Genomic DNA, 21,780 nt, shown 5'->3' on the forward strand with positions numbered 1-21,780 from the left:
TTTTCTTGTAATGTCCACGTTCCGCATGATCTACGCCTGTGTGAACACGGATCCGACGGAGAGGCGGTTGCTCACCGACTGCTACATACGTGTAGTAGTAAGCCCCGCACGCTGGGCTACAACTAGCTCGGGCCTCGCCAGGCGCCCCGGCCGGGCGCCGCTGCGCCGCCGCCGGCCTGTTTAGCCGCCACCTTCAGTTCATCCGGTGTCCGGGCAGGATCGCGGACATTGCTGGAACCCGGCCGGCCGAATACGCCCGGGTTCCCGATCCGGTTCGCACGGATGACACCTCGCCATCCATCCGGCGAACATCCGGTCACCGACGCGCGGCTCGCCCCCCAGCTCGCCGCCCAGGCTGCTGGCTCAGCGGATCACGAGCGCCTCGTCCGGCGGGTGGTCGACCGTGAGGTCGCCAGCGGCCGCGGCGGCTGGCAGCAACCGGATGCCCCAGGGCAGCAGCGCGCCCTCAAGCCGGACATCCATCGTCCTGGTCGCCCGCTCGGCACTCGGCGCCAGCCGCGCGAGCGCCTGGCCGTCGCCGAGCGTGGCCGGCGGCACCGTCCCCGGCCGGGCGACCAGTACCAGCTCGGGCACCACGCCGTCGGTGCGGACCCGCAGCCGCAGGACGCGCCTGCGCCAACCCGCCCTGGTCGCGAAGTAGGATACGCGGGGCTCGCCCGAACCGAGCCGGTCGTCGTCGAGGTCGTCACCGAACTGGTCGTCGTCGGCGTGCTCGTCGGACTCGTCGTCCAGGTCCTCAAGCAGGCTGTCCGCGGCGTCCGACCGGCCGTCCTGGTCCGAGCGGCCATCCGGACCCGCGGCGGGCTGGCCGGCGCCGTAGCCGTCCGGCGGGCTCCCGCCGGCAGCGGCGGGGACCGTCGCCAGCCCGGGCGGCCAGGTCGGCGCGCCGAACCCGGCCGCGGCACCCTGGCCGACCGGTGCGAACAGGTCGGTGTGGGTCGCGGGCAGCGTCCAGCCGGCGGGTGAGTCCGCGGCTGGGGCACCCAGGGCCGGAAAACGGCCCGCCGGGCTGGCGGCACCCGGATCGGCACTGCCCGGCACGGCCGGGGTCCACGCCGGCTCCGCCCCGGCCTCGGCCAGCGGGGCGCGCGGGGCCTCAGCCGGGAACGGCTGGAAGGCCACCACCGGGACGGGCATCGCCGGACGGAACCAGCCGGGGCCACTCGGGATCTCCTCGTCGGCTCCCGGCGAGGTAGGCAGCGGCCCGGCCGGCATCGGCCCCACGGCGTCCGGGAGCGGCGCGTCGAACGAAGCCGGGCCGGGACCGGCCGGGGCACCCAGCCGGCCGACGATGGGCAGCCCCGCGCCGGTGGGCGGATTGACCATCGGTGGCAACGGCCTACCTGGCTGCCGCTCCGGCGCGCCCGCGGCCATCGGTAGCGGTGTCGGCCCAGTACTCGTGGCGAACCCGGCGGGCGACTGCGGGACCGGTCCCGTGACCGCCTGAGGCTGCGCAGCGCCCGCCGGCAGCAGCCCTCCAGGCACCGGCGGGCCCCCAACCACCATGGGACCTGCGGCCGGCATCGGGACGCCGACCCGCGGTGGCAGTCCCGTCATCGGCGGCCCGGCCGACGGCGGCGCGGCGGGAACCGGCGGCTGCGCCAGGCCTGGCGAGGGCATCGGCAGGGCGCCGGTCGACACGGCGACCGGGATCGCGGAGGTCGCCGGGCCAGCCGGGACCGACGCGAGGTAGGACGGCCCGGGCGCGGCCAACGGCCCGGCCGCGGGGGCAGCGGCTCCGGACGTGGCAAGGGGCGGCACGGCACCCGCGTCGACGCGCGGCCGGGCCGGAGCACGCACGACGACCTCCGCGCCGGCGGCCGCGGCCCTCGGCTGCCCGGCCACGCGGAACACCGGGAAGCAGGCGACGTAATAGGGCCAGCCGTCGCGCGGCGCGGACAGCCGCCAGCCGCCACCGCGCGGCTGCATTCCGGCGACGGTCACGGTCGCGGCGGACGCGGTCGGGTCGTCCGGACCGGTCGGTGTGCGGTCCCGTCGCCACAGCACCCGCGCCTCGGTCAGGCCCGGCGCCAGCCGGAAGAACAGCACCAGCTCGTCGCCGCGGTCCTCGGCGCGCAGCTCGGTGACGCCGCCCGGCGCGATGTGCTGCACCGAGCGGCCGGTGACCCCCCGGCCGCCGACCACGCTGACCGGCGTGTAGACGACCGGGCCGACCGCGGCCGGGTCCAGCAGCCGGCCGCGCCGGCTGGCGCCCACGAGCCGGACCGGGCCGGTCAGCGCCTCCAGCGGCAGGTCGACGTTCTCCGGCCCGAACGGCCCGAACGGGCCCACCGGCGCGGCTGGCGGTGCGCCGAACCGGCCGCCAGGCGGCGCACCCACGTCGGGCAGCACGCCGGGCGCCGCGTAGACCCGCACGTCACCGCCGGGCTGCGCGGTCCAGCGCAGCATCGTCCCACCGGCGGAGTAGGAGACCGCGAGGTCGAGCACCGGCAGTGGCCGCGCCACCACCGGTACCGAGATCTCGACGCCGGCCGTGCGGGCCGGCATGCCGTCGGCGGCGACGTACTCCACGGAAAGCCGGTAGCGGTAGGTGACGCCGGCCTGGACGTCCGGGTCGGTCAGCGTGCCCCCGCCGGCCCTGGTGTGCCGCACGGACCGGTCGACGACGCGGGCCGCGCCGGGTGCCGCACCACCGCCGGTCGCCGGGTCGGCGTCCTCATCGGCCGCCAGCTCGACGCTCGGGTCGACGGCGTCGACGGCGCGCTCGACCGTGACCACCTGGACCGGGCCGTCGAGCCGCCAGGTCAGCCGGACGCCATCCGCGGTCTGCGCGGCGCGCAGCTGCTCGACCTCGCGGGTCAGCACCAGTGGCGCCGTCCGCGCGACAGCCGAACGGCGGTTGGCCGAAAACGCCGTCACCTCGTAGAAGACCGGCGCCCAGGCAGGGGCGCCGGCGTCGGTCAGCTCGGCGACGGTGGTCGTGCCCAGGCCGGCCCGGGTCGGCGGGACGCCGAGAGTGCCGGCGACCACCCGGTCCACCCAGAAGGTGACCGGGGCGGCGGTGTCGGCGGACCGCCAGCGCAGCAGCACCGCGCCGGTCGGCCCGGTGGCGACGGTCGGCACCGCGACGAGGTCGGCGGGCGCCCCGAGCGGCAGGGCGGCCAGCGCCGCGAGCGCCTCGGGACTGTCGGAGGCGCTCGCGAGCACCGCCACCAGCGCCGCCTCGCGCTGGGCCGGCGGCAGCCCGAGCGCCGCGTCGACCCGGCGGCGGATCATCGCCTGCGCGACGGTCAGCTCCGCGAGCACCTCGGCGGCGTCCCGGCCGTCCGGCCCGCGCACGTCGGCCGCCTGTGCTACCAGCCAGCGAGCCCGGTCCAGCGCGGCCTGGGCCCGCCCCGCCGCGCGGTCGTCGGCCAGCGCCCGCCAGCCGGCCTCCGCCGCGGCCAGCGCCGCCGCGGCGCGCGCGGCCAGTTCCTCACCGACGGCGCCGGCCGGGCCGCCGAGCGCGGCCAGCAGGGGCCTGGCCCGGCCGACGAGCTCGACGGCCTGGGCGGGCTGTCCCTCGTCGAGGGCGCGGCGGATCGCGCCGATGGCCTCGGTGGCGTCCCTGGACTGCCGCACGCTCTGCCCGCAGTGCCGGCAGACGACGGCCGCGGCCTCGGTGAGCCGCGCGCAGCTGGGGCAGACGACGTAGAGGTCCGTGTCGCAGTAACGGCAGACCCGCACCTCGCCGACCGGCTCCGGGCGCGCGCAGCTGGGGCAGACGACGAAGTCGACGGTCGCGCCCGTGCTCACCGGGACGCCGAGGTCGCGGGCGAGGCCGAGGACGACGGTCCGGATCTGGGCCGCGCTCAGCCCGCGCCCGGTGCCCAGCGCCCGGCGCATCAGGCCCTCGAACGCGACGGCGGTGATCTCGCCGTCGAGGAGGACGTGCTCCTCGACGGCGCCGCGCAGCTCCTCGGCGGCGTCCGCGAGCAGGCCGGCGGAGTAGGCGGCCGGGTCCGCCTCCAGCAGCCGGGCCCGGACCAGCGCGAGCAGGTCGGCCGTTACCGTCTTCTCCCGGTCGTGCGGCCGGCGGGCGTTCACGGCGGCGACCGCTTCGTAGGCGGCGGCCAGCCGCGCCGGCGGCGACTCCGGCGCGACGCCGAGGAAGGCCCAGAGCGAGGCGGTGGACGCGTGGTCACCGCGGCGCAGCGCCCTCAGCTCGTCGAGCCGGTCGCGGATCTGGCCTCGCGCGTCAGGCGGCAACGGGGCCACCCGAGCGCCGGCGGCATCCTCGATGATCCGTTCCCGGGCCAGCCGGACGTCGAACCGCTCGCCGGTCACGCCGGCCTGCGCGGCCAGCCGGCGCAGCCCGTCAACCCGGGAGGTCGGGATGCCGCCGAACCTCTCCCGGACCGTGGCCAGGTACCCGTCGACCTTCGCGAGCCGCTCCGTGTCGCCGTCCCGCCGGGCCTCGACGACAAGGGCCCGGACCCGCTCGCGCTGCGCGGGGTCGAGAAGCGGAGCCTCCCACTCGGCGCGGCGGCGGACCAGCTCGGTGGCGAGCGTGGCGTACTTCGCGGAACCGCGCTCCCGCTGCAGGAAGCCGAGCACGCGGGCGAGCCGGGCCGCCACGTCCGCGTCGGAGTGGCTGCCCTCGGGGTCGAGGTCGGCGACGAGGAACGGGTCGTCGATGCGCAGCGGGGAACGCGCCCGCAGCACCGCCAGCACCCGCTGGCGATAACCGCTGCCGTCGAAAGCCGCGCTCACGCAGTACCCCGAGTTCGCTCCGGCGCCGCACCCGCTGCGGCCTCGTCCTCGTACCTCGGACGAGACCTCCGCTCGCTTGCGCCTGCGCTCACGTCACCCTCGTCTCACGTAACGCCGTGCCGAGCGAGCAGGCGCCAGCCGCCGCGAACCACCCACGTCCGGGCCCCGGAGAGCGGGTGGGACGAACCGCCGCCACCACGCGATCGCCTGCTCTGAGGGGCTCTTCCGTTCCATCACCAGGTTACGGACCACCCCCGTCCGGGGTCGCACGGGTCGCCCCGTCAGCACCGTCCGCGAACCCCTGAACGGGGACGACCCAGCAGCAGCGAGAGGCGACCAGACCACCCGAGCGCACTCAGCCAAGATCCGGACCCTGGACGGCGGCCAACCCCGAACATCTCGGCCCGCCTCGATCCAACGTTGGCGAGGGCGCTCAACGCCCGAGCCGGCGAAGGCGGCCCACGGGCGCTCCGCGCCCGCCGGCCGCCTTCGCCTTAATCGCGGCGTTCGACGAGCTTGTTGACCTTCTCGGCCTCGGCGGTGCGCAGCGCCTCGCTGCCGACGCCGGCGGTGACCCGCAGCACGAGCGGGTCGGCGGTGCCCGGGTGGGTCGCGCGGACCTCGATCGTCTGGTCGCGGCCCATGATGAAGGTCACCTCGACAGGCGTGCCGCGCTGGTGGCCGGACGGGATGCCGCGCAGCGCGCCGGCGACGATGACCTTGTTGTCCTCGATCACCGGGGACGCGACCGCGGTGCCCTGTTCGAAGACCCGGATGTCGACCTCGGTCTGGTCGTCGGTGACGGTGTAGAAGGTCCTGGCGACCGAGATCGGCAGCGGGTCGTTCTGCTGGGCGAGGAACGCGGCCACCGGCCGGCCCCGGTCCTCGGCGAAGATGCCGAAGCCCCGGGACGTGACGTTCGTGACGGTGGTGCGTACCAGGTCCGCCACGGCGGAGGCCGGCAGCCCGACCTCGCCGGCCCGTTCGGCCGCCGCCGCGGCGACGTCGGCGTCGGAGGCCGCCGTCAGGTCGTCGTCGGCCCCGATCCGCCCAGCCTTCACCAGGTCGTCGCGGACGGCCCGCTCCAGCGCCTTCTTCTGGCCGTAGACGGCCGCGCCCTTGGCCACCGCGAGGTCCGGGTCGATCAGCTTGCAGGTGAGCCCGAACTGCTCGGCGAGCCGGCGGGCTACCGCGGGCGACTTGCTCATGCCCCCGACGAGCAGGCAGGTGTCGATCCGGTCGACGCCCTTCTCCTTCGCCCGCCCGAGGACCGACGCCGTGAGCTCGACCGTGCGGTCCAGCAGCGGCTTCGTCAGCTCCTCGAAGGAGGACCTGGTCACCGTCACGCTGGTGCGCCGGCCACCGTGCACGACCAGCACGTCGACGCTCTCCCGGCCGGACAGGGCGAGCTTCGCGTCCTCGGCCGAGGTGAGCAGCTCCTGCTCGTCGTAGACGTCGTCGAGCGGGTCACCGGCGTCCGGCTGCGCCTCGACGAACCGGCGGGCCAGGTGGCGGACCAGCTCCAGGTCCCAGTCGGCGCCACCGAGCTCGTGGTCGCCGTCGGTGGCGACGACGGTGATGCCGCCCTCTCGCAGCCGGATCACGGTCGTGTCGAAGGTTCCGCCACCGAGGTCGTAGACGAGGACCGTCGACTCGGCCGCGCCGTCCTGGGCGAAGCCGTAGGCGAACGCCGCGGCGGTTGGCTCGTTGATGATGTCGACGACCGTGAGCCCGGCGAGCTCGCCGGCGAGCTTGGTCGCCTTGCGCTCCTCGTCGCCGAAGTAGGCGGGCACCGTGATGACGACGTCGGTCACCGGGCCGCCGGTGGCGCGCTCCGCGTCGGCGGCCAGGGCCTTGAGAACCAGGCTGGAGACGGCGGCGGCGGTGTACTCGACACCGTGCGCGACGAACCTCCAGTCCGACGTGCCCATGTGCCGCTTGACCAGGCTGGCCACGTCGTCCGGCCGGATCCGCAGCTGGCGCTTGGCCTGCGTGCCGACGACGAACGACACCTGACGCTCGGCGCCCTCGTCGAACAGCACCACGCTCGGGGTGGTCGGCTGCGACTCGATGTTGCGGATCACGTCCGGCCGGCCGTACTCGTCCAGCCGCGCGATGCACGAGTAGGTCGTCCCGAGGTCGATCCCGAAGACCTTGGCGCCCCGTCCGCCGTCGCCTGACCTGCCCGAGGCCAGGTCGCCTGAGGCCAGGTGCGGGCCTGAACCGCCTGAGGCCAGGTGCGGGCCTGAACCGCCTGAGGCCAGGTGCGGGCCGTCTGCCACGCCGCCACCGTCCCTTCCGACGCGCCGCCTGGGCGCCGCGTTTGTCATCACCGCCGCCCACCCGGAACGCCGGCCGTGGTTGTGTCACGGCCAACCGGCGACACGCTGGTCTGACTGTTTGCCCACCTGTTTTGTACCTAGCGCTACCCGGCCGGCCGTCACCGCCCCCTTTTCGGGCGCATGAGGCCACCAGGGCGACACGGTACGTCCTCACCCGGATCGTCGCGTGGGACCACATCAACGACGATCACGAACCGGTCGCCGTCCCGGCGGCCGATCGGGCTCGCAGCGGCGGCCGGCGGCATCAACGGTGCCGGTACACCTCGGCCTCGGCCGGGCGCAGCACCGTCGAGGAGCCGCGGACGAAGCCGGGCCGCACGCCGCGGGCGATCGTGCGGTCGCGAGCCGGGTCGTCAGTGCCGACCCCGCGCAGCGCGAGATGGCGGGTCGGGTCGAAAGGGCTGCCCGGCACCGCGATGTAGGGCCGAACATCGGCGGAGATATCCAGTACCTGCAGCAGCTGCTTGCACAGGATGCCGGCGACGCTCTGCGGGTCGTCCGCGCCGAGGCTCGACATCTGGTCGTGCAGCCGGATCAGGCCGCGCAGCAGCGGGCCCATCGCCTCGGTCAGCTCGCCCTGGCGCAGCTTGCCGTTCTCCTCGTGCAGGCGGTCGACCAGCTCGACGTCGTGCCGGCGCAGCCTGGCCAGCTCGTCGAGCCGGCGGGCCACCGTGGCGAGCTCCTCGGCGAGGCCGCCGGCGCCGGCGGCGCGCGACCCGGTCCCGTTCTCCCCAGGGATCGTCCGCTCGCCGGCTCGTTCGGCGCCCTGCCGGTCGGCGCCGGCGCGGTCGCCGCCGGGCGGCGGGACCTGCCCGCGGGTCGGCGCGGGCGGGGCACCGACCGGATCGGCGCCGGAGTCCCGGCCGGACTGGCGAAGCCGATCTGGGAGGTCGGCGGCCCGGGAGGTCGTCCAGTCCGGACCGGTTCCCGCCTCCACGTAGGTGTCGTAGTCGTACGGCCCCGCCTCGACGAACGGCGGAAGACTGTCGATCGACCCCCGCCCCGTGACCCCGGGAAGCCCCGATGTCCCGCGCGGCGGACTGCCTGGGTCGGGCTCCCCGCCCCGGGCGGAACCTCGAGCGCCGTCGGCCAGCCCGGGCGCCGCACGCACGCCGTCCGGCGCGGTGATGCTGCCCGGCAGCGCGGCGGCGGGCACAGTCGGCAGCGCCGTCGGCGAGCCGCCCACGCCGGACAGGCCCGGCAGGCCGGTGGTCTCGGCGTCCGGGCCATCGCCCTGGGCGGGACCGTGCGGGTCGGCGCCGGGGAACCAGCGGCCCGCCCGGTCCCGCCGGCGGCGGGGTTCGGTCACTTGCGGCCCGGCGTCCAGTTGAGGCCCCAGTTGTAAAGGGCGTCGAGCTGACGGTGGCCGCCGACGTACTTGACCTCCCGGCTGACGGTGAAGTCGCCGGCGCCGTTGTTCGTCAGCAGCGCGATGGCGCACATCCGGGAGCCGCCGGCCTGCTCGTCCAGGTGGACCTCGATCGGGGCGCCCTGTGCGGGGGTCAGCGTCGCGACCGCGTTGGCCTGGTCGAAGGAGGCCACCCCCTCGTAGATGAACGCGAAGATCAGCAGCCGGCGGATCTGCCCCGCCCGCGCCAGGTTGACGTAGAGGTTCTCGCCGCCGACCGCGGACCCCGTCCGGTCGTCGGCGTCGAGCAGGACGAACGGCGGGGCGTCGAAGGCGCCGAAGGTGTCACCGAGGGCCTGGATGACCCCCTTCTGGCCGTCGCTCAGCTCATAGAGAGCGGCGAGGTCGAGGTCGATCCCGCCGGTGCCACCGAGCACCCGCTTGAGGAAGCCGCCCTTCTGGGGGGCACCGGCCTGCCAGTTCAGGTTCACGTGCAGCCGCCCGCCGCCGCCCTGTTTGGACAGCGACACGCTCGGCGCGGACTTCGTGAGGGTGACCTTGCTCAGGGACACCCCGGGCGTCGCGCCACCCGGCCCGCTGGCCGCCCCTGGGTTCGGGTTGTCGAAAGCCATGTCCGCTCCTTCGCGGTCGTCGTCCGCCGCCGCCCGCCGGGCGTCCGGGAGAGCCTCCTCGGACCATCAACCCGGCCCCCGGTAGGGGTGGCGCGGCTTCCCGAGCACTGGTCGACCTGGGGCCTGTCAGCCTCCCCGGCATCGACCACCGAACACCCCCCGACGATCCCGTCGACCATTCTGCACAGCGGCCGGCTCGGCGCAGACCGCCGGTTCGGCTCGGTCGCCCTACCCAGACAACGTGCCTGGTCCCGAAGAGGCTCCGTGCGGCCAACATCCGGGCTGCCCACACGGCGTCGGCCGGGCCCCGACCCGGGACTCGCGTGTGCCGGTCCACTCCGCCGGCGGCGGGTGGCGCCGTCAGGAGCTGGCGCCGACCGGTTCCGCGGTGGTGCTCTCGTCTGAGCTACCGCCCTCGTCCGCCTTGTGCCTGCGGTGGCGGATCGAGGTCAGCAGCGCCAGTCCGATGAAGGCGACACCGATCAGCCCGGTGACGATCTCGGGCACGTCGTTCTCGATCGAGACGGCGAGGATCACCGCCAGCGCGCCGATCGCGTAGTGCGCGCCGTGCTCGAGGAACACGTACTCGGACAACGTCCCCTGGCGGACCAGGAAGACGGTCAGCGACCGGATGTACATCGCCCCGATGCCGAGACCGGCGGCGATGACGAAGATGTTCTGCGAGATCGCGAACGCTCCGACGACGCCGTCGAACGAGAAGCTCGCGTCCAGCACCTCGAGGTAGAGGAACAGGAAGAAGGCGGCCTTGCCGGTGGCGAGGGCCGCGGTGGACGCCCCGCCCGCGGTGGCCGGCTTTCCCTCGCCGTCGTCGTCGTCCTCGGCGCCGATCCCGCGCGACTCGAAGAACTCGCCGAGGCCGCTGACGGCCAGGTACACCGCCAGACCGGCCACTCCGGCGACGAAGACCTGCTCGGTGTGGCCGTCGGAGAACGCCTCGCCGACGACGAGCAGCGCGACCAGCGCGATCACGATCGGGATGACGTCCAGCGCGCCGATCTTGCGCAGCGGCTCTTCCAGCCAGCGCAGCCACTGGACGTCACGCTCGTTGTCGAACATGAAGTCCAGGAAGATCATGAAGAGGAAGATCCCGCCGAACGCGGCGATCGCCGGGTGTGCGGCATGGAGCTTCGCCGCGTACTGATCGGAATGGTTCACCGCGAGGTCGAAGACGTCATACGGGTTCAGATGAGCCGTGAGCGCGACGACCACGATCGGGAAGATCAGCCGCATGCCGAAGACGGCGATCAGCACACCGAGCGTCAGGAACACCCGCTGCCAGGCGGGGCTCATCCGACCCAGGACCGTCGCGTTGATCACCGCGTTGTCGAACGACAGACTGATCTCGAGGACGGCCAGGATCGCCACGAGCGCCGCGGCCTGGCCGCCGCCGAGCACTCCGGCGCCAGCGATGACCACGGCGGTCACGGCGAATGACCAGCCGAAGATCCGCAAGATGTGCACCAGTACCTGCACCTCCGCGGACCGGTCTAGGGATGATGGTCAGCCGGCGCCCTTGGCGCTGCGGCTCCGGTCCGCCGGAGTCCACCGCACCGCCGTGATCGGCGCCGCCGTCAGCCGCGCTCAACAACGCGTGCCGGCCGGCCACCCGCTCCCCGCCCCGCGGGAGCTCCGGCGGACCGAGGCCGCACCAGACAGCCGGCCAACGACACGCTCGTAGAGGGTGCGCGACCCTCGCATCGTAGCCAGCCCCACCTGGGACAAAGCTGACAAGCGGCCGACAAGATGTGAACAATCACCGGTCCGACCTGCCAGGCCACCCATTCGACCTGGCAGGTACCCAAGAGCGACCGCCAACCGACCCAAACCCAGCCGACGTCCGGACCCTGGATCCGCGCCTGCCTCAGGCCTTCTGCACCACAGGAGAATCACATTGGCGAGGGCGCCCAGCGCCCGAGACGGCGCCGCGGCCGGCGGGCGCTCCGCGCCCGTTCCGGCCTCGGCGCCCTCCGCGCCCGTTCCGTGCGCTCACCTCAGACGTTGACGCCGTAGTCCTGGGCGATGCCGCGCAGGCCGGTGGCGTAGCCCTGGCCGACCGCCCGGAACTTCCAGTCGGCGCCGTGCCGGTAGACCTCGCCGAAGATCATAGCGGTCTCGGTCGAGGCGTCCTCGGACAGGTCGTACCGGGCGATCTCAGCGCCGCCGACCTCGTTCGCGATCCGGATGAAGGCGTTGCGCACCTGGCCGAAGCTCTGCTGCCGCGACTCGGCGTCGTAGATCGAGACCGGGAACACGATCTTGTCGATCTCCGGCGGCAGGCTGGCGAGGTTCACCTTCACCTGCTCGTCGTCGCCCTCGCCGGCGCCGGTGAGGTTGTCACCCTGGTGCTCGATAGCGCCGTCCGGGCTTTTCAGGTTGTTGAAGAAGACGAAGTACTGGTCGGAGAGCACCCGACCGTCAGCGCGGCACGCGATCGCGCTCGCGTCGAGGTCGAAGTCCGATCCGGTCGTCGTCCGAGCGTCCCAGCCGAGACCGACCATGATGCTCGTGAGGCCAGGTGCCTCCTTCGACAACGAGACGTTGCCGCCCTTGCTGAGGCTGACTCCCACTGTTTTTCCTCCCGCTGTCCGTGCGGACGGGGCTTCGGCGCCCCGAGCACCCACACCCTGGCTCTGCCGGTACGAGCGGCAGCCTACTGCCCATACCGGGCCGGACCGGGCGCTCGCCCGTCCGGGCGACATCCACCGGGGCTTCTGAAGAGCCATACGAATGATGCTGTGCCCAGAGTTCCCAACGCGGGCGGCGCGCCCAGCGCCGAATGCGAAACATGGCCCGCCGCGGGGACGCGCCAGTCCAGGGAACGTCCTCATAAGGACTGCTTTCCGGCGCGAGGGCGGCCGTCGGCGCGCCTCGCGGCACCCGGAACGCGCCGCGCGCGGCCCCGTCGCGCGGCCGACGACAGCGGGCGGCGGCGATGCCCCGACGCTCCACCGCGTCGACCGTCGCCGCACCGTCCACGCGGGCTCGTCCGACACCGCGTGGCGGCCGAGTCCGCGGCCCGGCCGCTCGGCGACCGGCCAGACTCCGGGCAGATCGCACGAAGGTGGGGGCGTCATGGCAATTCCAGGTGAACGGCCTGCTGAGAGCGACGGCGCGGCGGCCCGCTGAGGCGGGTGTCAGCCGTCGCGCCGCCCCGCCACGATCGACGTGGTCGACGACGGACTGCGGCCCACGTGGTTTCCCAGACCCAACCTGGGAACATCGACCACGGGCCAACCGGCCGGGCGCTCGTCCCACGCCCAGAGTCACCCCCACCACATCACCACCTGGGGGTGTCCGGTGGTCTCACGCAGTTCACGTTGGGGTATCGCCATTTGCCATCTCGGAGGCGGATCATTGAGCCCGTGGTTCGTCTGGATAAGGTCGCAGCGATGATCGGACGTTCAGTAGGCCGGGTCGTCATCTCTGACGTCACCCCGGCCGTCTCGTGTGGCCGCTGGCCGTCGCGCGCGGTGATCGGGGAAACCATCACCGTGGGCGCAACTGTGTTTCGGGAAGGTCACGACCTCATCGGGGTGAACGCGACGCTGTCCGGCCCTGACGGGCTCGGGGCGCCGTTCACCCGGATGCGGCCCGTGGGCGCCGGAACTGACCGTTATGAAACCGACCTCACGGTCACGGCCGAGGGGCTCTGGGGCTTCCGGATCGAGGCCTGGGCGGACCCCGTCGCGACGTGGGTGCACGGCATCGAGCTGAAGGTCGGCGCCGGGCAGAGCTCGGACGAGCTCGCCGTCGACTTCGAGGACGGCGCCCGCCTGCTGCTGCGCGCGCTGCCCGGCGTGCCCGAGCGTGAGCGGGCGGCGGTCGCCCGCGCGGCGGCGGCGCTGCGCGACGACCACCTCCATGACCCGCACCAGCGGATCGCCCCGGCCTGTGCCCCGGAGCTGACCGACCTGCTGGCCAGGTACCCGCTGCGTGAGCTGGTGACCCGCTCCCCGCTGCACCGGGTGTGGGTCGACCGCGAACGAGCCCTCTACGGCAGCTGGTACGAGTTCTTCCCGCGGTCGGAGGGCGCCTCGCTGGACCCGCCGCGTTCGGGGACGTTCCTCACGGCCGCGGACCGGCTGCCCGCCGTCGCCGAGATGGGTTTCGACGTGGTGTACCTGCCGCCGATCCACCCGATCGGCGAGGTCAACCGCAAGGGCCCGAACAACACCCTGACCCCCGGGCCGGACGACCCGGGCTCGCCGTGGGCGATCGGCAGCGAGCACGGCGGCCACGACGCGGTGCACCCGGGCCTCGGCACCCTCGAGGATTTCGACCTGTTCGTCGCGCGGGCCCGCTCGCTCGGTATGGAGGTCGCGCTCGACCTCGCTCTGCAGTGTGCCCCCGACCACCCGTGGGCGAAACGCCATCCGGAATGGTTCACGGTTCGTTCCGACGGCTCGATCGCGTACGCGGAGAACCCACCGAAAAAGTACCAGGATATCTATCCACTGAACTTCGACTCGGACCCGGACGGTATCTACCAGGAGATCCTCCGCGTCGTTCGGCACTGGACCTCGCACGGTGTACGCATTTTCCGGGTGGACAACCCGCACACCAAGCCGGTCGAGTTCTGGGAGTGGCTCATCCGGGAGGTGAAGGCGACGGAGCCGGACGTGCTGTTCCTCGCGGAGGCGTTCACCCGGCCCGCGATGATGCACACGCTGGCGAAGGTCGGCTTCACCCAGTCGTATACCTACTTCACCTGGCGCAACGTGAAGTGGGAGCTGGAGGAGTATGCCCGCGAGCTGGTCGAGGCGGCCTACTACATGCGGCCGAACTTCTTCGTGAACACCCCGGACATCCTCTCGGAGTACCTCCAGCACGGCGGCCCGGCGGCCTTCCGGATCCGGGCGGCGCTGGCGGCGACGATGTCGCCGGCCTGGGGCGTCTACGCGGGGTACGAGCTGTACGAGCGCGTCCCGGTCCGGCCGGGCAGCGAAGAGTACCTCGACTCGGAGAAGTACCAGTACCGGCCGCGCGACTGGGCCGCCGCCGAGCGCAACGGCGCGTCGCTGGCGCCCTACCTGAGCAGGCTCAACGCCATCCGCCGTGCCCACCCGGCGCTGCACTGGCTGCGCAACCTGCACATCCATCACTCGGACGGCGATGAGATCATCGCCTTTTCCAAGCGGTCCGGAACCGGACCGGACGCCGACGTCGTCATCGTCGTCGTCAACCTAGATCCGCATGCAGCTCGGGAGACCACCGTGCGACTTGACATGCCTGCCCTCGGCCTCGAGTGGTGGGAGACCTTCGACGTCCGGGACGAGATCACCGGGGCCACCTACACCTGGGGCCGGGAGAACTACGTCCGCCTCGACCCGTTCGTCGAGCCCGCCCATGTGTTCACGCTGGCACGGCGGTCATGACGGACGACGGGGGGGCAACGAACGTCGACGAGAGCACGGGGGCCGGGAAGGACCTACCGATGGGCACGGAGACCGGCGCCGAGCCGCTGCTCGGTGACCGGCTCACCAAGGACCCGCTCTGGTACAAGCGGGCGGTCTTCTACGAGGTTCTCATCCGTGGCTTCGCCGACTCCAACGGCGACGGCACCGGGGACATCCGCGGGCTGATTGGCAAGCTGGACTACCTGCACTGGCTCGGCGTCGACTGCCTCTGGCTGCTGCCGATCTACGAGTCGCCGCTCAAGGACGGCGGCTACGACATCTCCGACTACTTCCAGGTGCTGCCGGAGTTCGGGGATCTCGGCGACTTCGTCTCGCTGGTCGAGGAGGCACATAAGCGCGGCATCCGGATCATCGCCGACCTGGTGATGAACCACACCTCGGACCAGCACCCCTGGTTCCAGGCGTCGCGCTCCGAGCCGGACGGGCCGTACGGCGACTTCTATGTCTGGTCGGACACCGATGACCGCTACCCGGACGCCCGGATCATCTTCGTCGACACGGAGAAGTCGAACTGGACGTGGGACCCGGTGCGCGGCCAGTACTACTGGCACCGTTTCTTCTCGCACCAGCCCGACCTGAACTTCGACAACCCGGACGTCCAGGACGCGATGCTGGAGGTCCTGCGGTTCTGGCTGGACCTGGGCATCGACGGGTTCCGCCTCGACGCCGTGCCCTACCTCTACGTCCGGGACGGCACCAACGGCGAGAACCTGCCGGAGACGCACGAGTACCTGCGCCGGGTCCGCAAGGAGATCGACGCCAAGTACGCCGACCGCGTCATGCTCGCCGAGGCGAACCAGTGGCCGTCGGACGTCGTCCAGTACTTCGGCAACGACGACGAGTGCCACATGGCGTTCCACTTCCCGCTGATGCCGCGCATCTTCATGGCGGTGCGCCGCGAGTCGCGCTACCCGATCTCGGAGATCCTCGCCCAGACGCCGGCGATCCCGCCGAACTGCCAGTGGGGCATCTTCCTGCGGAACCACGACGAGCTCACGCTCGAGATGGTGACCGACGAGGAACGCGACTACATGTACTCCGAGTACGCGCAGGACCCACGTATGAAGGCGAACATCGGCATCCGCCGCCGGCTGGCCCCGCTGCTGGACAACAGCCGCGACCAGATGGAGCTGTTCACCTCGCTGCTGCTGTCGCTGCCGGGCTCGCCGGTGCTGTACTACGGCGACGAGATCGGCATGGGCGACAACATCTACCTGGGCGACCGGGACGGTGTGCGCACTCCGATGCAGTGGTCGCCGGACCGCAACGGCGGCTTCTCCAACGCCGACCCGGCCCGGCTCTACCTGCCGCCGATCATGGACCCGGTCTACGGGTACCAGGGCCTGAACGTCGAGGCGGGCCAGCGGCTGTCGACGTCGTTCCTGTCCTGGACGAAGCGCATGATCGAGGTGCGCAAACGCCACTCCGTCTTCGGCCTCGGGGACTTCGAGGAGCTCGCCGCGTCGAACCCGTCGGTGTTCGCGTACGTACGGACGTTCGGGGACGACCGGGTGCTGTGCGTCGCGAACCTCTCCCGGTTCGCCCAGCCGGTCGAGCTGGACCTGCGGCGCTTCGAGGGAATGGTCCCGGTCGAGCTGCTCGGTCGGGTGCATTTCCCGCCGATCGGTGAGCTGCCCTACCTGCTCACCCTGCCCGGCCACGGCCACTACTGGTTCGCCCTGTCCGCCGCGGGTGAATTCCAGGGCTGAACCGACGCCGGGAGCCCGCCCGGCACGCCCGGCCGGGCCGCCGCGTGTTCGTATGGGAGCGCCCGCCCAAGGGCGGGTGGGCGCTTGCCATCTCTGGCAAATCGGTTGGACAAGTGCTATCTACCGGATGACAGGTCCGTTAGGTTGACGGCAGCCGCAAAGGCGTGTCGGTACGCCGGCCCGGCCCATCGGGGTCAGGCCGCAGGGCCCTATTTTGGCGGGCCGTGGCATGTGGGCTCCGGTCGCTCGTCTCAGCTCGCGTCCCAGGGGAACTACTCAACTGAACACCGCCACATCCGACGGCCCGCGAGGGGATAACGCCTCCGGATCCGGGGACAACGGCCCTCCGGCTGCGTGATCGAGATGCGCGTGCCCAAGCCGCCGGCACCTCTCGAAGCGCGGTCCTTGGCCCTGCGTCAACTACAGGCTCCGGCCGTGCGAGGAGATCACGATCGCACAGCCGCCGGCCAGAGGGAGGTCGACCGTGCGAGACCATTCCGAGCTCACGTCCCTGTTGACGGACTGGCTGCCCAGGCAGCGCTGGTTCGCCGGCAAGGGCCGCGCCGACGCGCGGGTGGGCATCGTCGGGGACGTCCCCGTCTCCGAACGCCTGCGTCACCTCGTGGTCGAGGTCGTCTACTCCGACGGCGGCCCCCGCGACCTCTACCAGGTCCCGCTGATGATCCGGCCGGACGCGCCGCACGGCCACTCGGGCTTCCTGCTCGGGGAGATCTCCGCCGGGCTGGTCTACGACGGGCTGCACGACGCGGACGGCAGCGCGGCGCTGCTCGACTTCCTCTCCGCCGGCCGCCGCCATGGCACCCTGGCGGCCCACGCCGTCGCGCCGCTGAGCCAGCTGCCGGCGCACTCGGTCGGCGCCGAGCAGTCGAACACCTCGATCGTGTACGGCGAGGAGTACATCCTCAAGGTCTTCCGCCGCCTCTGGCCAGGGGTGAACCCCGACCTCGAGGTCACCAGGGCGCTGGCCGCCGCCGGCACCCGCCACGTCGCGACCCCGCTGGCCTGGCTGGACGGCGAGCTGCCCGGCGGCGAGACCGGCCAGGGCGCCGAGACCACCTTCGCCTTCATGCAGGAGTACCTGCGCAGCGGCACCGAGGGCTGGAAGCTCGCGATCACCAGCGTCCGCGACCTGTACGCCGAGGGCGACCTGCCCCCGGACGAGGTCGGCGGCGACTTCGCCGGCGAGTCCGAGCGGCTGGGTGCCGCCACCGCCGAGGTGCACACCCTGCTGGCGGGCTGTTTCCCGACGGCCAAGGTCGACCCGGACGCGCTTCGCACCACCGCGCTGGGGCTACATGGCCGGCTCGACGCGGCCCTGACCGCCGTCCCGGAGCTCACCCCGCACGAGGGGGGCGCCCGGGCCGCCTACGACGCTCTGGCCGCGGTGGCCGCGGCGGCGCCCTACCAGCGGATCCACGGCGACCTGCACCTCGGCCAGGTGCTGCGCACGGAGAACGGCTGGGTGCTGTTCGACTTCGAGGGCGAGCCGGCCCGGCCGGTGCCCGAGCGCCGCCGGCTGGACTCGCCCCTGCGCGACATCGCCGGCATGCTGCGCTCGTTCGACTACGCCGCTCAGTCGATGCTGCTGGAGCGCGCCGACGAGCCGGGCCTCGCCTACCGGGCCAGCGAGTGGGCCGAGCGCAACCGGGTCGCCTTCCTGGACGGCTACCAGGCCGCCAGCGGCCTCGACCTGTCCGCGCACGCGGTCGAGCTACGCGCGTACGAGCTGGACAAGGCCGTCTACGAGGTGCTTTACGAGGCCCGCCACCGGCCGTCCTGGGTCGAGATCCCGCTCGGCGCGGTCCGCCGGCTCACCGCGCTCCAGCCCCCGCTGCCCACCGGATCCGCCGCCGCATAAGGCGCCGAGGTTGACCGGGCGGCTAATAGGGGCACGCAAGAGAGGAACATCGTGACACCAGCCGGAAGACCGGAAGAGACGCGTGGGAGCTGAAGTGATCGACATTGACGACGGTCGCCCCAGGCCAGCGGCGGACGGCCCGGCGCTCGCGCAGCCGCCGGTCCTCGCCCCGCCCAGCATCGACCTGCCCCGCGGCGAGCTCGACCAGCTGGTCAGCGGCCGCCACCACCAGCCCCACGGCATCCTGGGCGCCCACCCGGCCGGCGACTGGACGATCGTGCGCGCGCTGCGCCCGGACGCGGTCAGCGTCACCGTCCTCGTCGGCGAGGAGCGCTACCCGACGACCAGGCTGCACTCCAGCGGTGTCTTCGGTGTCGCGGTGCCCATCGGCAAGGTGCCCGACTACCGGCTGGAGGTCACCTACCCCGACTCCAGCTTCCTGGTCGACGACCCCTACCGGTACCTGCCGACGGTCGGCGAGGTCGACCTGCACCTGATAGCCGAGGGGCGCCACGAGCGGCTGTGGACGGTGCTCGGCGCGCACGTGCGCCACTACCCGACGGCCGGTGGCGGCGTCGTGCGCGGGGTGAGCTTCGCCGTCTGGGCGCCGAACGCCCGCGGCGTGCGCGTCGTCGGCGACTTCGACTTCTGGGACGGCCGCGCGTACCCGCTGCGCTCGCTGGGCCACACCGGCATCTGGGAGCTCTTCGTACCCGGCGTCGAGGCGGGCACCCGGTACAAGTTCGAGATCCTCGGCTTCGACGGCGTGTGGCGCCAGAAGGCCGACCCGATGGCGGCACACACCGAGACCCCGCCCGCGACGGCCAGCGTCGTCTTCGAGTCGGACTACGAGTGGTCGGACGAGGCGTGGATGGCCGAGCGGGCCGGCACCTCATGGCACGCCGCGCCGGTCTCGGTCTACGAGGTGCACCTGGGCTCCTGGCGGCGCGGCCTGTCCTACCGGCAGCTGGCGACCGAGCTGGTCGACTACGTGAGCGAGGCCGGGTTCACCCACGTCGAGCTCCTGCCGGTCGCCGAGCACCCGTTCGGCGGCTCGTGGGGCTACCAGGTGTCGGCCTACTACGCGCCGACGTCCCGGTTCGGCAGCCCGGACGACTTCCGCTACCTGGTCGACGCGCTGCACCAGGCCGGCATCGGCGTGCTGGCCGACTGGGTGCCCGCGCACTTCCCGCGGGACAACTGGGCGCTGGGCCGGTTCGACGGCACCGCCCTCTACGAGCACGCCGACCCGCGCCGTGGCGAGCACCCGGACTGGGGCACGTTCGTCTTCGACTTCGGCCGGGTCGAGGTGCGCAACTTCCTGGTCGCGAACGCCCTGTACTGGTTCGAGGAGTTCCACATCGACGGCCTGCGGGTCGACGCGGTCGCCTCGATGCTCTACCTGGACTACTCCCGCAAGCCCGGCGAATGGATTCCGAACATCCACGGCGGCCGGGAGAACCTCGACGCGGTGTCGTTCCTGCAGGAGGTCAACGCGACGGTGTACCGCAAGGCGCCGGGCGCGATGATGATCGCCGAGGAGTCGACGGCCTGGCCGGGCGTGACCCGGCCGACCCATCTCGGCGGGCTCGGCTTCGGCTTCAAATGGAACATGGGCTGGATGCACGACACGCTCGACTACATGACCAAGGCGCCCATCTACCGGATGTACCACCACCACCAGGTGACGTTCTCAATGGTCTACGCCTACTCCGAGAACTACATGCTGCCGTTCAGCCATGACGAGGTCGTGCACGGCAAGGGCTCGCTGCTGCGCAAGATGCCGGGCGACCGCTGGCAGCAGCTGGCGAACCTGCGCGCGCTCTACGCCTACATGTGGGCCCACCCGGGCAAGCAGCTGCTGTTCATGGGCTGTGAGTTCGGCCAGGACCGGGAGTGGGACGAGTCGACCACGCTGGACTGGGGCCATCTCGACGACCCGGGCCACCGGGGCGTCTTCAGCCTGGTCGGCGATCTGAACCGCGCCTACCGGGCGACGCCCGCGCTGTGGGCCAGGGACAACGAACCGGGCGGCTTCGGCTGGATCGACGCGAACGACGCGGAGAACAACGTCCTGTCGTTCCTGCGCTTCGGCGAGCACCCCGGCGGGCCTCACGCCGACGGCGCGGGCACGACGATGCTCGCCTGCGTCACCAACTTCTCCGGCAGCCCGCACTACGGCTACCGGCTCGGCCTGCCCAGGCCCGGCCGCTGGCGCGAGGTGCTCAACACCGACGCGGGCAGCTACGGCGGCGCCGGCCAGGGCAACCTGGGCGGGGTCACGGCCACCGCCGAGCCGCACCACGGTCAGCCGGCCTCGGCCCCGCTGACGATCCCCGCCCTCGCCACCCTCTGGTTCGCTTACGAAGGCTGAGTCTCTCTGTTCGCGGCGTCCGGGCGCTGTGATATTTGTTCGCGGCGTCCGGGCGCGAGCCTGCGGCCCCGATCCTCGCTTCGCTCCGGTCGGGACCTCCGGCTCGCGTCCTCCGCCGCGAACGGGCTCCGCTCCGCCCGCCGGGCCAGTCAGGCCGGTCGCTTCGCTCCGGCCTGCTGGCCCGGCGGGCTACGCGAAGCCACCGGGTCGGTCCATATCGCAAACGCGAACGGGGCCCGATCTTCGCTTCGCTCGGTTCTAGAAGAGGGCGGCGGCCAGTGCTCGGCGGGCCGGGGGGACGGCGGGGTCGGCGTCGCCGAGGGCCTGGAACAGGCCGACCAGGTGGGCGCGCACCTTCTCCCGGTCCTCGCCGGTGGTGCGCCGGACCAGCGCCACCAGCTGGCCGAACGCGTCGTCGATCTGGCCCTGTTGCACGATCAGGAGGTCGGCCGCGACGAGCGCCGCGTCGACGTCGTCCGGGTTGGCGGTGAGGCGCCGGCGCACGTCCGCGGGGTCGACGCCGCTCACCCGCTCCAGCAGGGTGACCCGGGCGAGCCCGAGCACCGCCTCCGGGTCGGCGGGCGCCTCGGCCAGCCTGGCCCGGTACGCCGCGGCCGCCGCGGGCAGGTCGCCATGCTCGATCGCCTCGTCAGCCGCGGTCAGGTTGGCGTCACGGGCCGGGCCGGCGGCCCCCGGCATGTCACCGAAGGTCTCGGCGACGAGGTCGAGGAGCTGGTCGAGCCAGCCGCGCACCTCTGCCTCCGGTAGCGCGCCGGTGAACTCCCCGATGATCCGGCCGCCGACGACCGCCTTCACCGCCGGGATTCCCTGGACCTGCGCGGCCTGGGCAAGGCCGGGGCTGGCGTCCACGTCGATCTTCGCCAGCACCCAGCGACCGCCGTCGGCCACGGCCAGGCGCTCCAGGATCGGGCTGAGCTGCTTGCACGGGCCGCACCAGTCGGCCCAGAAGTCGAGCACCACCGGCACCTGCATGGACCGGTTGACGACCTCGTCGGCGAAGGTCGCCTCGGTGACGTCGATGACCACCGGGCCGGCCGGGCTCCCCGCGCCGCCACCGGCGGGCGCGGCGGCCGGCGGGCGGGCGGCGGGCGGCGGCGCTGGCTTGGGGTCGAGCGGAACCGCACCGGCCAGCCGCAGCCCGCCGAGCCGATCCGGGAGCGGCCCGGCTTGGTTGCGGGAGGACTGCCCGCGCGCGGGTCTGGCGCCGGGCGCGCCCGGTCGACCAGCCGTGGGTGGGACTGGAGGCCTACGTTGCATACCCACCATCGTGACACCTCCCACGACGACCGGGCCGAGCCGGACA

The 21,780-nt window shown here is 72.8% G+C and carries 11 protein-coding genes; 4 read left to right on the forward strand and 7 right to left on the reverse strand.

The window, feature by feature from the left end; genetic code table 11:
• Nucleotides 1-363: 363 nt before the first annotated feature.
• The 6 genes from FRADC12_RS07960 to FRADC12_RS07985 form a co-directional block, all read right to left on the reverse strand.
• Nucleotides 364-4,734 carry a zinc ribbon domain-containing protein gene (locus tag FRADC12_RS07960; protein ID WP_045876174.1) on the reverse strand — a complete coding sequence of 1,457 codons (4,371 nt, stop codon included), beginning with the start codon at nucleotides 4,732-4,734 and terminating at the stop codon, nucleotides 364-366.
• 494 nt (nucleotides 4,735-5,228) lie between these two features.
• Nucleotides 5,229-7,064: an Hsp70 family protein gene (locus tag FRADC12_RS07965; RefSeq protein WP_232303672.1), complete on the reverse strand. Its 1,836-nt coding sequence runs from the start codon at nucleotides 7,062-7,064 to the stop codon at nucleotides 5,229-5,231.
• 256 nt (nucleotides 7,065-7,320) lie between these two features.
• Nucleotides 7,321-8,385 carry a hypothetical protein gene (locus FRADC12_RS07970; protein WP_045876175.1) on the reverse strand — a complete coding sequence of 355 codons (1,065 nt, stop codon included), beginning with the start codon at nucleotides 8,383-8,385 and terminating at the stop codon, nucleotides 7,321-7,323.
• Complete coding sequence (locus FRADC12_RS07975; protein ID WP_045876176.1) at nucleotides 8,382-9,056, reverse strand: TerD family protein; 675 nt, start codon at nucleotides 9,054-9,056, stop codon at nucleotides 8,382-8,384. Before FRADC12_RS07975 ends, FRADC12_RS07970 begins: the two co-directional genes overlap by 4 nt.
• 360 nt (nucleotides 9,057-9,416) lie before the next feature.
• Nucleotides 9,417-10,538 (reverse strand): DUF475 domain-containing protein, encoded by a 1,122-nt coding sequence (locus FRADC12_RS07980; RefSeq protein WP_045879241.1) that lies wholly within the window; start codon nucleotides 10,536-10,538, stop codon nucleotides 9,417-9,419.
• Nucleotides 10,539-11,068: 530 nt separating this feature from the next.
• Nucleotides 11,069-11,644, reverse strand: a complete 576-nt coding sequence (locus tag FRADC12_RS07985; RefSeq protein ID WP_045876177.1) for a TerD family protein — start codon at nucleotides 11,642-11,644, stop codon at nucleotides 11,069-11,071.
• Nucleotides 11,645-12,466: 822 nt separating this feature from the next.
• Between FRADC12_RS07985 and FRADC12_RS07990 the strand changes: the two genes are divergently transcribed.
• The 4 genes from FRADC12_RS07990 (at nucleotide 12,467) to glgB (ending at nucleotide 20,456) form a co-directional block, all read left to right on the forward strand.
• Nucleotides 12,467-14,452 carry an alpha-1,4-glucan--maltose-1-phosphate maltosyltransferase gene (locus tag FRADC12_RS07990; RefSeq protein ID WP_045876178.1) on the forward strand — a complete coding sequence of 662 codons (1,986 nt, stop codon included), beginning with the start codon at nucleotides 12,467-12,469 and terminating at the stop codon, nucleotides 14,450-14,452.
• 59 nt (nucleotides 14,453-14,511) lie between these two features.
• Nucleotides 14,512-16,203, forward strand: coding sequence for a maltose alpha-D-glucosyltransferase (gene treS, locus FRADC12_RS07995; RefSeq protein WP_198152822.1), 1,692 nt, complete (start codon nucleotides 14,512-14,514; stop codon nucleotides 16,201-16,203).
• 484 nt (nucleotides 16,204-16,687) lie between these two features.
• Nucleotides 16,688-18,082 (forward strand): maltokinase N-terminal cap-like domain-containing protein, encoded by a 1,395-nt coding sequence (locus FRADC12_RS08000; RefSeq protein ID WP_045876180.1) that lies wholly within the window; start codon nucleotides 16,688-16,690, stop codon nucleotides 18,080-18,082.
• 94 nt (nucleotides 18,083-18,176) lie between these two features.
• Nucleotides 18,177-20,456, forward strand: a complete 2,280-nt coding sequence (glgB, locus tag FRADC12_RS08005) for a 1,4-alpha-glucan branching protein GlgB (RefSeq protein WP_045876181.1) — start codon at nucleotides 18,177-18,179, stop codon at nucleotides 20,454-20,456.
• Nucleotides 20,457-20,714: 258 nt separating this feature from the next.
• Here glgB and FRADC12_RS08010 read toward each other — a convergent pair whose 3' ends face one another.
• A complete protein-coding gene (locus FRADC12_RS08010) occupies nucleotides 20,715-21,743 on the reverse strand; it encodes a tetratricopeptide repeat protein (protein ID WP_084010512.1) in 1,029 nt (342 codons plus the stop codon).
• Nucleotides 21,744-21,780: the final 37 nt, after the last annotated feature.

The sequence above is a fragment of the Pseudofrankia sp. DC12 genome (assembly GCF_000966285.1).
Taxonomy (GTDB): Bacteria; Actinomycetota; Actinomycetes; order Frankiales; family Frankiaceae; genus Pseudofrankia.